Source organism: Nostoc sp. GT001 (genome assembly GCF_030382115.1).
Classification (GTDB): Bacteria; Cyanobacteriota; Cyanobacteriia; order Cyanobacteriales; family Nostocaceae; genus Nostoc.
This window is the reverse complement of the sequence record NZ_JAUDRJ010000003.1, coordinates 2,720,757-2,735,454: the sequence shown is the minus strand read 5'-3', so window position 1 is coordinate 2,735,454 and position 14,698 is coordinate 2,720,757. Positions and strand designations below refer to the sequence as shown.

General features: G+C 42.1%; 11 protein-coding genes. 10 read left to right on the top strand and 1 reads right to left on the bottom strand.

The features are described from left to right. Positions 1–55: 55 nt before the first annotated feature. Positions 56–403, bottom strand: a complete 348-nt coding sequence (locus QUD05_RS14525; protein WP_289796674.1) for a hypothetical protein — start codon at positions 401–403, stop codon at positions 56–58. Between the two features lie 785 nt (positions 404–1,188). Here QUD05_RS14525 and QUD05_RS14520 point away from each other — a divergent pair. The 10 genes from QUD05_RS14520 (at position 1,189) to QUD05_RS14475 (ending at position 14,595) form a co-directional block, all read left to right on the top strand. After that, a complete protein-coding gene (locus tag QUD05_RS14520) occupies positions 1,189–2,025 on the top strand; it encodes a photosystem II manganese-stabilizing polypeptide (RefSeq protein WP_289796673.1) in 837 nt (278 codons plus the stop codon). A 754-nt stretch (positions 2,026–2,779) separates the two neighbouring features. After that, positions 2,780–3,556 (top strand): RNA polymerase sigma factor SigF, encoded by a 777-nt coding sequence (locus QUD05_RS14515; RefSeq protein WP_289796672.1) that lies wholly within the window; start codon positions 2,780–2,782, stop codon positions 3,554–3,556. Positions 3,557–3,722: 166 nt separating this feature from the next. Then, positions 3,723–4,574, top strand: a complete 852-nt coding sequence (locus QUD05_RS14510) for a hypothetical protein (protein ID WP_289796671.1) — start codon at positions 3,723–3,725, stop codon at positions 4,572–4,574. A gap of 2 nt (positions 4,575–4,576) precedes the next feature. Next, positions 4,577–4,828: a hypothetical protein gene (locus QUD05_RS14505; protein WP_289796670.1), complete on the top strand. Its 252-nt coding sequence runs from the start codon at positions 4,577–4,579 to the stop codon at positions 4,826–4,828. A gap of 524 nt (positions 4,829–5,352) precedes the next feature. Next, positions 5,353–6,636 (top strand): serine hydroxymethyltransferase, encoded by a 1,284-nt coding sequence (gene glyA, locus QUD05_RS14500; protein ID WP_289796669.1) that lies wholly within the window; start codon positions 5,353–5,355, stop codon positions 6,634–6,636. A 111-nt stretch (positions 6,637–6,747) separates the two neighbouring features. Further along, positions 6,748–7,998 (top strand): competence/damage-inducible protein A, encoded by a 1,251-nt coding sequence (locus QUD05_RS14495; RefSeq protein ID WP_289796668.1) that lies wholly within the window; start codon positions 6,748–6,750, stop codon positions 7,996–7,998. A gap of 453 nt (positions 7,999–8,451) precedes the next feature. Continuing rightward, complete coding sequence (locus tag QUD05_RS14490; RefSeq protein ID WP_289796667.1) at positions 8,452–8,892, top strand: hypothetical protein; 441 nt, start codon at positions 8,452–8,454, stop codon at positions 8,890–8,892. 720 nt (positions 8,893–9,612) lie between these two features. Continuing rightward, positions 9,613–11,520 (top strand): 1-deoxy-D-xylulose-5-phosphate synthase, encoded by a 1,908-nt coding sequence (dxs, locus tag QUD05_RS14485; protein ID WP_289796666.1) that lies wholly within the window; start codon positions 9,613–9,615, stop codon positions 11,518–11,520. A 290-nt stretch (positions 11,521–11,810) separates the two neighbouring features. Then, a complete protein-coding gene (locus QUD05_RS14480) occupies positions 11,811–13,508 on the top strand; it encodes a phospholipase D-like domain-containing protein (protein ID WP_289796665.1) in 1,698 nt (565 codons plus the stop codon). Continuing rightward, positions 13,486–14,595, top strand: coding sequence for a helicase-related protein (locus tag QUD05_RS14475; protein ID WP_289796664.1), 1,110 nt, complete (start codon positions 13,486–13,488; stop codon positions 14,593–14,595). Before QUD05_RS14480 ends, QUD05_RS14475 begins: the two co-directional genes overlap by 23 nt. Positions 14,596–14,698 lie beyond the last annotated feature (103 nt).

Genomic DNA, 14,698 nt, shown 5'->3' with positions numbered 1-14,698 from the left:
GTTGATGAGGCGATCAGAGTTATTAATTCAGAGCTAAAAATAAATTTCGAGCTAATCAGCCAAAAGAGCGATCGCTCTCCAAAAGTTCATGGCTATTTTCTTCGGGAGCCTCTTGTGGCAAATTCGCTAAAAAGGCTTGTAGCCTCATGCGCTCAATGTAGGGCCAGCCTCCCTCAGACTCAATATCTTTCAGCAGTGAGTAAAGTTGGCGGCGGTTAACAGGCAAACTCTCTTGAAAAACCCCATCCCGGATCTCTCGGTGTAACTGCTCTAATTGCCGCAGCAAAGCCAAAAGAGCTACAGTATCGCCTTCACAAGCTGTAGCGGTATCATACACCACAGTTGCGATCGCTTGCAGTTTAGCAGACAACTTCTCTGATTCAATATTTTTGTGATCGTTCATGCCACCTTTTCCGTATAAATGAGGTCAACTCAAATTTACCGGAGATTTTTAATTTTCCCTAGTTTGTCAGTTGTCTCCCTGTTATCGCATCTCCTCACTTGCCCTAGTTAGGGGTGAATATAACTAGATTTGTATCTTTATCAAAAGCAATTGCGATCGCTCCAAAAAGAGCGTAGTAACCTTTAGCATAGGCTTTACAGAAGCTAGATGCGATCGGGACGAGACTTTCTTGGATTTTGAGAACTTTGATTTTGAGTTAAAAAAAATCGTATGATCTGGCTGATTTACCCATCTAACAATGGGCTGTATGTAGTGGCGTCACATACATGATACAAAAAGACTTGGGCGACGCCGCTTTTACGATAAGCAAGAGCAAAGTGCGAAGCAGACACCCCTGTTTGCATTTTTCAAGGCACAAGCATTTATGCTTCTCTGTGTGAGCTTACTCATACACTCGCCCAATTCCAAACAAATGCCACCAACAGTAAAACTGCTGGTTTTTTGCTCCCCTAGTGACACACATCCAAAATGGATGCAGTGTGCTACTTAGTCTGGGGTCTACACCCCAAGCTCAAGATAGCGACACGTTTAACTACGTTTAGCAGAGAAAAGTTTGAGCAGCGTCTGACAACTAGACACCCGAACACTTGCTTCAACTCTCTTATCAGAGCAAAGCCGTGTCCGAACAAAGGTAGCTTTTCGCAGAGTAGCGGCTTCTCATCAGAGATCAAAGCTTCGATGCAGTTTTACAACTTAGATATTAATTTTTGAGATTGAGGTTGACCATGAGGTATCGCGCTTTAATTGTTGCATTCTTGGCTTTGTGCCTGGGACTAATAACCGCTTGTAGTGATGCTCCTACTACCAGTAGTGGTAGAGATGTACTCACTTACGATCAAATTCGCGGCACTGGCTTGGCGAACAAATGCCCCCAACTAGCAGAAACAAGCCGTGGTTCCCTTCCCATTGATTCTAGCCAGTCTTATACCATCAAAGAACTTTGCTTGGAACCAACTAGCTTCTTCATTAAAGAAGAACCTGCTAATAAACGGCAAGAAGCAGAATTTGTTGCTGGCAAATTGTTGACCAGATACACTTCCACCATTGACCAGGTGCAAGGTAATCTGAAAGTCAACGCAGATAATAGCCTGACTTTTACGGAAACTGATGGTCTTGACTTCCAAGCTATCACTGTGCAACTTCCTGGTGGTGAACGAGTACCTTTCCTCTTCACCATCAAAAATTTGGTTGCTCAAAGCCAACCCAGCTTGACTAGTATTAACACCTCTACGGACTTTGAAGGCAGCTTTAAAGTTCCTTCCTATCGTGGTGCTGCCTTCCTAGATCCCAAAGGTCGTGGTGTCGTCAGTGGCTACGATAATGCTGTGGCTCTTCCCGCCCAAGCAGATGATGAAGAACTTACCCGCACTAACGTCAAGCGTGCTGAAAATCTTAATGGCAAGATTTCTCTGCAAATCGCCAAAATAGACAGTTCTAGCGGTGAAATTGCTGGCACTTTCGAGAGCGAACAGCCATCTGATACAGATTTAGGTGCTGGCGAACCAAAAGAAGTCAAGATTCGTGGTCTATTTTATGGACGGGTTGAATCGACTCGTGGCTAAATCCTCGAAAGTAAGGCAACTGACTGGCACTCAAAACGACAATTCTGTAAGTATCAGACTTGATCGCAAAAGTTAACCTATCCACCCTCTTTTTTAAAGAGGGTGGATAAATTTTTTACAAAAATGAGAAAAAGTTAAATCTGAGGGCAAAATAGCCCTGACAATTGGGAAAATTATTATCCCTCAGTCTTATGGGTGACTTGATTCATCCCTTTAACCTTTTCCCTTTCATTAAAACACTATAGACTTAAGTACAAAAAAGGGTGAGACGCCCTTTTTTTATTGACTTGCGTAAATATACATAAGATTTTTCTAAATTATTAGTAATTTGTGGACTTTGGATAATTTTTATTGGGATGAACACGTAATTTTACTGTAAATCTAACTTTTGCTTGTCAAACAAAAGCTCGACTACTTTTGTTTCTTTTCTCTAAATTAACTTCATCATTAATTAATTCAAGTTAAGTACAATCTCGGTTTTATATTTAGTGATTAATTTTATATTTTATTTCTATGTGGTTCTAAAAAAGCTACAGGTCATACCAAAGATAAATAACCAACTAAATAACGATTTCGCCCATTTAAATTCTGCTCGATTGTCAAGTAACCTATGGAATTTTAATAGAAAGTCTTTATTATCTCCCATAGTATTTGCTAGGAAATATAGCGCCATATTTCATTTGATATCGTGCGATCGCAGCTGAATTTAAAAAGCGAATAATTGATTCTTTATTTGCTCAATAAACCCGGTGCTATGCCTACCACAGTCACCACTGAACTAAAGCACGAAATTTGGCAGTTGTTGCGAGAATATCAGCAATCTCCGTCAGAAAATACCCGCAATCAACTGGTAAAACTCAATTTTGGACTTGTGAGAAAAGAAGCTCACTATTGGACAAATCAATGTCATGAAACCTACGATGATTTGCTCCAAGTTGGATGTTTGGGTTTAATCAGAGCTATTGAAAGATTTGAAATTTCCAAGGGACATGCCTTCAGTTCCTACGCTCTTCCCTATATTCGGGGTGAAATTCAACACTATCTCCGAGATAAAGGTGTCACCGTGCGAATTCCTCGGAAATGGTTAGCGCTCCAACAGCAAGCAATAGGAGTATCACGTTCTTGGCGTGAAAAACACAATCGTCAACCAACCGACTCGGAATTAGCAGCAGCACTGGAAATTTCTCCAAACGAATGGCAAGAAATTAAATTAGCATGGGTCAATCGCGCTCCCTTGAGTCTTGATGTGCCAATCCAAGATGGAGAAGAAGGTTCTACTTGCTTGGGAGAATTGGTTCCAGATCCTCACTATCGCAGCTTTCAACTGGCACAAGAAGATCAACTTCGCTTACAACAAGCGTTGGTTCAGCTAGAAAAACGCACCCGCGACGTGTTGGAATGTGTGTTTTTGCAAGATTTGACCCAAAAACAAGTTGCAGAACATCTGGGCATCAGTGTAGTAACAGTTTCCCGTCGAGTCAAGAAAGGACTGGATTTGATGAAAGAGCTTATGGGTGTGGCAGAAGATTGACTGCAAACAAACAACAAACCGCAGTTATACTGTGGATGCAGTGCTAAAAATAACCCTTGAAATGTAAAAAATTAGGTTATAAAGGGAAGATACTTTGCCTTTGATCCAAATTTTAGGCATGTTGATTTCCACTTTTCAATTTTCCAATGGCTTTTGAGAAAGGCTCATGGGCATAACTTCAAAAATTACAATTGCAGCTATTCTAACTTTGGCGATCGCCGGATGTGCTTCTGAAGATACACCACAAGCCATCAATCCTGTGCCAGTTCCCAAAATAGCAAAAAAGTCGCCACCAGCGGCTCAATCCTTTAAGAATCCAGTGATACCAGCCAAACAGGTTTCACAAGTTAATCTTGCATCTGTTAACTTGATTCAATCCACGAATGCTACAGAGCGAACACGGGAACTTGTGGTATCAAAAGCTCGAAGCGATCCTTTTGCACAACTTTTCGGGCAGACTCTTCCCGGAATGGCTAAAACATCTGGAAGACCAGTTCCCGTGGTTCCTAAGCTACCGACTGCATCACTAGCAGTACGAAAACTTCCAACACGCAGCATCGCTTTAAATCCAAAGAAAAATAACGTTTCTTCCCTACCAAAAAAAGTCAATCCTACTTTGACTTCAGTGTTGCCTAAAGTTTTGCCTCAAGTTGTCCCCAACCCCACTTTAGTCTCTGTATTGCCACCGCCAGCACAGCCTGAGTTAGCAAGGGCAGTGGTTGTGACTGGTGTAGTTCTAATTAGTAAAGAACCACAGGCAATTATCAAAGTACCCGATGAGCCGACAAGTCGGTATGTACAGGCGGGACAACGATTAGCAAATGGCGTACTAATTAAACGTATTGAAATGAATCAGGGCTACAACCCCATCGTGATTTTGGAACAATATGGTATTGAAGTTGCCAAAATGGTAGGGGAAGGGACTGTCAAATCAACGTCGTCAGCTGCATCTGTTATAAGCAATGCTATTTCAGTGACAACGCCCCTCCAAAATACCTTTAATGTGGGAGCTTCATAAAGATGGAGACTAAGGAAAAAGTTGAATTCGCTGGTTTGCCTTTAGCTGTTTATAGAGAAATAGCAGCTCATTTACGTCAAATCGAAGGGGTGGAAGTGGACTTAATTCCCCAGTCATCCCAACAGTTTGATTACAATCAAAGTCAAATTGCTGGCTTGAGTCTCTCGTGGACACCAAACTCTAGCTTAGAAAATCGGCAACGAGTTAACCAGATTTTGGCTTACTATCAAAATCGCTATATGAATCCTATTTGATTTTTTGATTTGTGAGAATTGCAGCCCGCAGAACCCCGACTTATTAAAGAAGTTGGGGTTCTTGTTGTTCATGAATCATTCTACAGAGCAGCGATCGCAGTAAGGGATCTGCGGGTTAATAGTGTCCCAGCCAGGAGGGTTTCGACACTTCGACTGCGCTCAGTGCATCGCTGCGCTCAACCCTCAGATGTTGAGAGTTGAGCGCAGTCGAAACTCGGTTTATTGGTACTTTATTTTCACGCAAGTCCCTAAGCATTATTTAACATAGGCTCATAAAGAATACTGTCTAACGACCTCACAACAGGCAGCAAGGTGAGGATTTCAAAAAGCAACGTTATGATAATTAATGCATTAATCGAGCTTGGATCTAATAATAAATAAGTTGGCACAAATAAACCTCCAGAGTACGGAGACGATTAATTCCCTCTGTACAGCAGTCAAAAACCATTGCTCTTGACTGTATATTTAGGTGCTGCGTCCAAGCAAAATCAGCCGTTGTACAAATTTCCATAAGGATAATTCAAGTGACTAGGACTAATTCAGACTTTCTTTCTTCCAGCGATCCGGCGATCGCAGGGTTAATCAACGACGAACTACAGCGTCAACGAGATCACTTGGAGTTGATTGCTAGTGAAAACTTTACGTCTGCTGCTGTACTGGCGGCTCAAGGTTCGGTATTGACAAATAAATATGCTGAGGGCTTACCTGGCAAACGCTACTATGGCGGGTGTGAGTTTATCGACAAAATAGAGCAACTAGCGATCAATCGCGCTAAACAGATATTTGGGGCTGCTCATGCAAATGTGCAACCCCATTCTGGCGCACAAGCGAATTTTGCTGTGTTCCTGTCACTGTTGGAACCAGGGGACAAAATTATGGGGATGGATTTGTCTCATGGGGGACATCTTACCCACGGTTCCCCTGTCAATTTTTCAGGTAAGTGGTTCCAAGTTAGTCACTACGGTGTCAGTCAACAAACAGAACAACTTGACTACGATCAAATTCGCGAGCTGGCGCTGAGGGAGTGTCCTAAGCTCTTGATTTGTGGTTATTCGGCTTATCCACGTGTAATTGACTTTGAAAAATTCCGTAGTATTGCTGATGAAATCGGCGCTTACTTACTTGCCGATATTGCTCACATTGCTGGTTTAGTTGCCACTGGTCTTCATCCCGACCCGATTCCTCACTGTCACGTAGTCACAACAACTACCCATAAGACTCTACGCGGTCCTAGAGGTGGTTTGATCTTGACTAGCGACGCAGAACTAGGTAAAAAGCTAGATAAATCTGTTTTTCCTGGCAGCCAAGGCGGGCCATTGGAACACGTTATTGCTGGTAAGGCAGTAGCTTTTGGAGAAGCCCTCAAGCCTGAGTTTAAAACTTATTCTGCCCAAGTAATTGAAAATGCTCGTGCTTTAGCCGAACAACTGCAAAATCGTGGTTTAAAGTTAGTATCTAACGGCACTGACAATCATTTAATCTTGGTAGATTTACGCTCTGTAAGCCTAACTGGGAAGCAGGCAGATCAGTTAGTCAGTACTGTGAATATTACTGCTAACAAGAATACTATTCCCTTTGATCCGCAGTCACCATTTGTTACCAGCGGTCTGAGGTTAGGTTCGCCAGCAATGACCACACGGGGCTTAGGAGTAGCAGAATTTACCGAGATTGCCAATATTATTAGCGATCGCTTACTTTCTCCAGATTCCGACGTAGTAACCCAAGATTGTCGGCAACGGGTAGCAGCATTGTGCGATCGCTTCCCCTTATATCCTCACCTGGAAATTCCTGTACCAGCATTAGCCTGACATGATAGTTAGGAGTTAAGAATTAGGAGTGATGAGTTTTAAATATTGAACTCCTAACTCCTAACTTCTAACTCCTAACTTCTAACTCCTAACTCCTAACTATTCCTTCTAATGAGTGCAGAAATTATTTGTGTTGGTACTGAACTATTGCTAGGAGATATCCTCAATGGCAATGCTCAATTTTTGGCGCAACAATTAGCGCAACTAGGTATTCCCCACTACTATCAAACAGTGGTTGGAGATAATCCAGAACGGTTGAAGCAAGTTATAGAAATTGCTATTTCCAGAGCGCAAATTCTCATTTTCACTGGTGGACTCGGCCCAACACCAGACGATCTCACCTGCGAAACCATCGCCGATTTTTTTAAAGTTCCGTTGGTAGAACGTTCTGACATCATCGAAGACATAACCCAGAAATTCGCCCAACGTGGTCGGATTATGTCACCAAGTAACCGCAAGCAGGCTTTGATTCCCCAAGGTGCAGAAATTCTACCCAACCCCACTGGAACAGCACCCGGCATCATTTGGCAACCTCGTACTGAAATCACAATTTTTACCTTTCCCGGTGTTCCAAGTGAAATGCACGCGATGTGGGAAGAAACAGCTGTGCCATTTCTCAAAAGTCAAGGTTGGGGTAAAGAAATTATTTACAGCCGGAGTTTAAAGTTTTGGGGTATTGGTGAATCTGCTTTAGCGGAAAAGGTTGCTTCCTATTTAAAGTTGCCAAATCCCACAGTCGCCCCTTATGCAGGTAAGGGGGAAGTAAGATTACGAGTTTCTGCAAAAGCAAATTCAGAAGCAGCCGCAGAAGCCCTAATTGCGCCCATTGAAAAACAACTTAAAGAAATTGCCGGACTGGATTTTTATGGCGTTAATAATGATACTCTCGCTTCCGTAGTCGGTCAGTTGTTGCGGGCATCAAAAGAAACGCTTTCAGTAGCAGAATCTTGCACGGGTGGCGGTTTAGGGCAAATGTTGACCGAGATTTCTGGGAGTTCTGATTACTTTTGGGGTGGAGTAATTTCTTATGACAATTCGGTGAAGGTTAGGCTGTTGGGGGTTAACCAGGAAGATTTAGATAAATTTGGGGCAGTAAGTGCTACTGTTGCAGAGCAAATGGCTATTGGAGTCAAAACCCGCCTTGCAACAACTTGGGGACTGAGTATTACTGGAATTGCTGGCCCAAGTGGAGGGACAGATACGAAGCCAGTGGGTTTAGTTTACATTGGTTTAGCCGGGCCAAAGGATGAAGTGATAAGTTTTGAGTATCAGTTTGGAACTGTGCGAGGTCGAACTTTAATTCGTCATGTGAGTGCGAATGCAGCGTTGGATAATCTGCGCCGGAAGTTGTTGAGCAGGTAGCAGGTATATTATGTTATCGAACAGAATTCAGGAGCCAGGTGGTCGCCGAGCGCAGTCGAGGTGAGTCAGAATTCAGCATTGGCTTTGTAGTAGGTGTACCACTCATCAGATGTTGAACTGAAGAGAAAATCAGAACGCAAACGCCCCAATCGTAAAAAGTCAGTTGCGATGGCGTAACCGCCCGCTGGAAGCGATCGCAAGTTGATTAACTGAAGGGCGATCGCTAACTTTTTTCTGGGTTCTATCGCTCATTTCCAAAGTCTGTAAACTGTAAACTGTTTAATTTCACCTTTGACGATCAGAGAGAGAATAATCTTTACTCAAAATTCAATCTATCAAAATAGTGAATTCGTTTCATAACTATTGATGCCAGAACTTCTATCTAGGGATCGATATGGCTAATAAGCTAAATGAAGTAGAAATAGTATACTAAATCACATGAGATTGTATTGTATGAAATCCAATTATGTTGCAAAACAGCTTTCCACCGTAAAACGCTGGATGGCTACAGCGCTGTTTTGTATGTTAGCAATCGCTTTCGTTTGGCAAGGTGCATTTTTCTCTAACACCTCAGCAATGGCCGATCCTGCTGCAACCTTGATTGCAGATGCGGGCGATCGCGCTCAAGAAAAAGCTAGTAGAGATGCTGGACGAACCAAAAATTTCATTGATGATGCCGCAGATAAAGTTAAGCAAGCTGCCAAGAGCAATGCCAAGAAAGTTGACCAATCAACAGACAATGGTAGCTTTATTGAGCGCAAAGCCAAGAAAGATGCCGCTACAATTCAGAGAAGAGCAAATGAAGATGCATCTCGGACTAAAGAAGCAGTAGACAACACCAAGAATGTTGTTGAACGTACTGTTGATAACATCAAAGATGCTTTTGGTAAATAGAGATATAGATATAGCAATCCTATTGGATTTGTAAAAATCGAAAGCTTTAAATTTCCGACTTCTTAAAGAAGTCGGAAATATTGTTGTTTACGAATAATTTTGAAAAGTCTCAGGCTATGTCAATATTATTACAGCAATTTACAGGTAGTTAACCATTATGGTAGGGTAACACAGCTAGCTCTGCTTCACTACAGACAATTATAGTTAAAATCTACTAATTACCCAGACATGATATTTATATAAACTAATAGAGTAGCTTTAGATACATATTTTCATAGCTATAGGAACTTGCGATCGCTGATAAAATTAGCTATTTTCACCGTACAAGAGAAGAAACTATTGTTAAATATTTACCAGCGATTATGCTAAATATATAGTTATAAATTATTTGACTTTCTTTTGTACTAACTGAAGATGGCAAAATTGAGTAATCTGCTTAGGGAAATACCGCAAACTACTCCTAGAAAAATTGTTTTTCTATACGGACAAAAAACAATTTTTAAGTAGCATTACTTATTGCCAAATGTGTTATAACATTAACTGATTGCAATTTAATTTGACGAATTGTTAATGGTTAACAAATTTTTCCCCATTATCAATTAAGAAGTTATACTTTCCACTACAACTTAGTAACAATGTAAGAGTTTGATTCTGTGGACAACCCGACCGTGGGAAAATCAAAATACCGAGACTCGAAGTTAGAGAGGAAAACCTTATAATATGCATCTGAGCGAAATCACCCATCCTAATCAGTTGCACGGTTTATCTGTTCGCCAACTGCAACAGATTGCCCGTCAGATTCGAGATAAGCATCTTCAAACAGTAGCAGTTAATGGTGGACACTTAGGGCCAGGGTTGGGTGTTGTCGAATTAACACTAGGACTTTACCAAACACTGGACTTAGATCGGGATAAAGTGATTTGGGATGTAGGACACCAGGCTTATCCCCACAAACTGCTTACAGGACGTTACGATCGCTTCCACACCCTCAGACAAAAGGACGGAGTTGCGGGCTATCTGAAACGGGGTGAAAACAAGTTTGATCACTTTGGGGCTGGACACGCTTCTACAAGTATTTCAGCAGCATTGGGCATGGCTTTAGCGCGAGACTTGAAAGGGGAAAAATTTAAAGCTGTCGCTGTGATTGGGGATGGCGCACTGACTGGGGGTATGGCTTTAGAAGCCATCAACCATGCCGGACATATGCCGAAAACTAACCTGTTGGTTGTTCTCAACGACAACGACATGTCCATATCTCGCAACGTCGGCGCGATTCCTCGCTATCTCAACAAAATGCGCCTCAGCCAACCGGTGCAATTTATTAAAGATAATCTTGAGGAACAGTTGAAGCAAATTCCCTTCGTGGGTGAATCCCTGTCACCCGAACTCGGACGCATCAAAGAAGGTATGAAGCGCTTGGCTGTTCCGAAGGTAGGTGCAGTTTTTGAAGAACTCGGCTTTACCTACATTGGGCCAGTGGATGGGCATAATCTCGAAGAATTAATTGCCACTTTCCAACAAGCACATCAGATAATAGGCCCAGTCTTGGTACACGTGGCAACAGTGAAAGGCAAAGGTTATGAAATTGCCGAACTAGATCAAGTTGGCTACCACGCCCAAAGCCCCTTCAACGTCGCAACTGGCAAAGCCATTCCTTCTAATAAACCCAAACCCCCAGCTTATGCCAAAGTCTTTTCTCACACTCTGGTAAAACTTGCCGAACAAAACCCCAAAATCGTTGGCATTACTGCGGCTATGGCAACGGGGACAGGTTTAGATAAACTTCAAGCAAAACTGCCGAATCAATATATAGATGTCGGTATTGCGGAACAACACGCGATTACTCTAGCAGCAGGACTTGCAACAGAAGGGATGCGACCTGTAGCTGTTATTTATTCTACCTTTTTGCAACGCGCCTACGACCAAATAGTTCACGATGTCTGCATCCAAAACCTGCCAGTATTTTTCTGCTTGGATCGGGCAGGAATTGTCGGTGCTGATGGCCCCACTCACCAAGGTATGTATGACATTGCCTATCTGCGTTGTATTCCCAACATAGCAATAATGGCACCCAAAGACGAAGCAGAAATGCAAAGCATGATAGTAACTGGTGTTAACCATACCAGTGGCCCGATCGCAATGCGCTATCCTCGTGGCAATGGCTACGGTGTTCCCTTGATGGAAGAAGGTTGGGAACCTTTAGAAATCGGCAAAGGCGAGATTCTGCGTACAGGCGATGACGTGTTAATTGTTGCTTATGGCACAATGGTCTATCCAGGAATGCAAGCTGCGGAAATTCTCAGCGAACATGGCATTGAAGCAACTGTAATTAATGCTCGTTTCGTTAAACCGTTGGATACCGAGTTGATTTTGCCTTTAGCGAAGAAAATCGGCCGTGTTGTCACCTTAGAAGAAGGCTGTGTAATGGGTGGCTTTGGTAGTGCGATCGCCGAGGCTTTACTAGATGCAGATATTCTCGTTCCTGTCAAGCGATTTGGTGTCCCAGATGTGTTGGTAGATCATGCTGAACCCAATGAATCTAAGACAGAACTAGGTTTAACTAGTCATCAAATAGCAGAGAGAGTATTGCAAGCTTTCTTTAAACAGCAAGTATCTGCTGTGGTTTAGTCTACTTATCAACAGTATTATCTAAAAATAACCCCTATAACAGGGGTTATTTTTATGAGAATATTAGCGATCGCTATTTCTATTCACTCTTCACCAATTGCAATAATTTGATAATTACATCGTTTCCTGTGTCTGGGGATTGAACATCAAATCTTTCCCCGCCTTGTTTTGTTCTAGACGCAAACAATAGCTGATTTTACGTAGGGGCAATTGATGAATTGCCCCTATCTGGCTGGAAAAAATTTTTACTTATATAACAGATGTACGAAATATTTATAGAGTTTTAAATAATGCCCCGCATTTTGGACAATATTGATTTATCATTGCTACCGATTTTACGAAAAACCCTGAAAGTCTCCTATCGGGCAGATTTTTGCGTTGGCTACTTCAACCTCAGAGGTTGGCGAAGAATTGATGATTTAATTGAACAGTATGTTGGCAGTGAAAATGCTTGTTGTCGTTTGCTAATTGGGATGCAAAGCTTGCCTAGTGATGAAGTTTATGCGGCATTTTCCCTGAGTAGTGGTGATGGAAGGATTGATAACAGTAGCATCGTGCGGTTTAAAAAACGCATGGCGGCGGAATTTCGTCAGCAGTTGACTATCGGTGCGCCGACTAATCAGGATGAAGCGGGGTTGCGGCGGTTAAGTCATCAGCTAAAAAGTCAGAAACTAGTTATTAAATTGTTTCTCCGTCATTCTCTTCACGCCAAGTTATATCTTGTACATCGTCATGACCCTAACACTCCAACTGTGGGATTCTTGGGTAGTAGTAATCTAACCCTTCCCGGACTGGCGAAACAAGGGGAGTTAAATGTTGATATTTTAGACCACGATGCGTGTAATAAACTGCAAAAGTGGTTTAGCGATCGCTGGCAAGATTACGGTTGTGTAGATATTTCCCAAGAATTAGCGGAAATTATCGATCAGAGTTGGGCTAGGCAAGAGCTAGTTTCACCTTACTACATCTACCTCAAGATAGCTTACCACTTATCCCATGAAGCGATCGCCGGACTTTCAGAATTCCGCATCCCCCGCGAATTTAACAACTTATTTGATTTCCAAAAAGCCGCCGTACAGCTAGCAGCCCGTCATGTAACTAGGCGTGGCGGCGTATTAGTGGGTGATGTGGTTGGTTTGGGCAAAACTTTAGTTGGAACCGCCCTGGCCAAGATTTTACAAGAAGATTGTTTTTTAGAAACACTGATTATTTGCCCAAAAAACTTGGTGTCAATGTGGCAAGAATATGTAAATAACTATCGGTTACTTGCCGAAGTTATGCCAATTAGTCAAGTACAAAATAAGTTACCAAAACTCCGCCGTTACCGCGTTGTGTTAATTGATGAAAGTCATAATTTACGGAACCGCGAAGGCAAACGTTATCGAGCAATTACAGAATATATTGCTACTAACGAAAGTAAATGTATTTTATTATCTGCTACTCCATATAATAAAAGTTATCTTGACCTTTCCGCGCAACTCCGGCTATTTGTGCTAGAAGACCAAGATTTAGGATTAAGACCAGAAGCTTTAATTAATGAACTGGGTGGCAGTTCGATAGGAGAATTAGAGTTTATTAGAAAGCATCAATGTTCTGTGCGTTCTTTAGCTGCCTTTGAAAAAAGTGAACACCCTGATGACTGGCGAGAATTGATGAAGCGTCACATGGTGCGACGCACTCGCTCTTTTATTAAAGATAATTATGCCCACACAGATGAAACCGGACGGAAATATTTAGAATTTGCTGATGGGACACGTTCTTATTTTCCCCAGCGTCTACCTCGGAGTCTCAAGTTTCCTCTAGAAGGTTCTGACACAGACTTTTATTCTCGGCTTTACTCGGAGTTAGTCGTAGAAGTAATTAATCAACTTAAGTTACCTCGTTATGGGCTAGAGAATTACGTTATTGCTAAACACAAACAGCCGCCTACAGACGCAGAACAACGCTTTCTTAATAGCTTATTTCGTGGCGGTAGGAGGTCAATCTAAAGACCCAACAGTAATGACGGGAAGATTTAGCCCTGTGAGTAATGGAAAACGTGAACAAATTTCATCATCAGATGAGTTGCGGATTTTAATCGCCACCGATGTTTTGAGTGAAGGTCATAATTTACAAGACTGTGCAATTATTGTTAATTGGGATTTACCTTGGGCGATTATTCGCTTAATTCAACGCGCCGGAAGAGTAGACCGCATTGGCCAAAATGCTGATAAAATTCTCTGTTATTCTTTTTTACCAGCCGAGGGAGTAGAACGGATTATTAATTTGCGGGGACGACTCCGCAAACGACTGCAAGAAAATGCGGAAGTGGTAGGAACCGATGAAGCTTTTTTTGAAGATGATGATGCACGAGTAATTCTCGACCTCTACAACGAGAAATCTGGAGTTTTAGATGGCGAAGAGGATACAGAAGTTGATTTGACTTCAGAAGCATTTCAAATTTGGAAAAAAGCCACAGATGGTAATCCCGGCTTGAAAAAAACCATTGAAGAAATGGAAAATGTGGTTTATTCTACCCGCGCCCATACTCCGCAACCTGTGCAACCAGAGGGAGTATTGCTTTATATGAAAACCACCGAGGGTAATGATTCTTTGATTTATGTTGACCGCGATGGAAATAGTGTTACTCAATCACAATTAGCAGTTCTTCGGGTGGCGGCGTGTGAAGAATCTACTCCAGCGATACCCAGAGATAAACAGCATCATGAGTTAGTAAATAAGGGTGCTGAATTGATTGCTGAAGAAGAGAAAAATGCCGGGGGTCAATTAGGACGACCATCAGGTGCAAGATTCCGCACTTATGAACGGCTGAAGGGTTATGTTCAAGAAATGAAAGGAACACTTTTTGTTAGCGAAGAACTTTTAAAAGCAATTGATGAGATTTACCGTTATCCTTTGCGACAGTCGGCTATTGATACTCTGAATCGTCAACTGAGAAGTGGTATTAATAATCAACAATTGGCTGAGTTAGTAGTGGCGTTACGAATGGATGACCGTTTGTGTATTGTCACAGAAGAACTAGAAAAACGAGAACCTCAAATTATTTGTTCTTTGGGATTATTTTCTAATTCGTAATTCGTAATGACGCTCGATGACTCGCTAACGCTGCGCTAACGTAATTCGTAATTAAGGCAGAAGACGCGATTTATCGCGTCTTTATTTATTATCCGCAACACAC

Coding starts and splice junctions, on each gene's coding strand:
- QUD05_RS14515 (WP_289796672.1), top strand. CDS start 2,780: ATGCCTACCACAGTCACCACTGAACTAAAGCACGAAATTTGGCAGTTG.
- QUD05_RS14505 (WP_289796670.1), top strand. CDS start 4,577: ATGGAGACTAAGGAAAAAGTTGAATTCGCTGGTTTGCCTTTAGCTGTT.
- QUD05_RS14490 (WP_289796667.1), top strand. CDS start 8,452: ATGAAATCCAATTATGTTGCAAAACAGCTTTCCACCGTAAAACGCTGG.
- dxs (WP_289796666.1), top strand. CDS start 9,613: ATGCATCTGAGCGAAATCACCCATCCTAATCAGTTGCACGGTTTATCT.
- QUD05_RS14525 (WP_289796674.1), bottom strand. CDS start 403: ATGAACGATCACAAAAATATTGAATCAGAGAAGTTGTCTGCTAAACTG.
- QUD05_RS14520 (WP_289796673.1), top strand. CDS start 1,189: ATGAGGTATCGCGCTTTAATTGTTGCATTCTTGGCTTTGTGCCTGGGA.
- QUD05_RS14495 (WP_289796668.1), top strand. CDS start 6,748: ATGAGTGCAGAAATTATTTGTGTTGGTACTGAACTATTGCTAGGAGAT.
- QUD05_RS14510 (WP_289796671.1), top strand. CDS start 3,723: ATGGGCATAACTTCAAAAATTACAATTGCAGCTATTCTAACTTTGGCG.
- QUD05_RS14480 (WP_289796665.1), top strand. CDS start 11,811: ATGCCCCGCATTTTGGACAATATTGATTTATCATTGCTACCGATTTTA.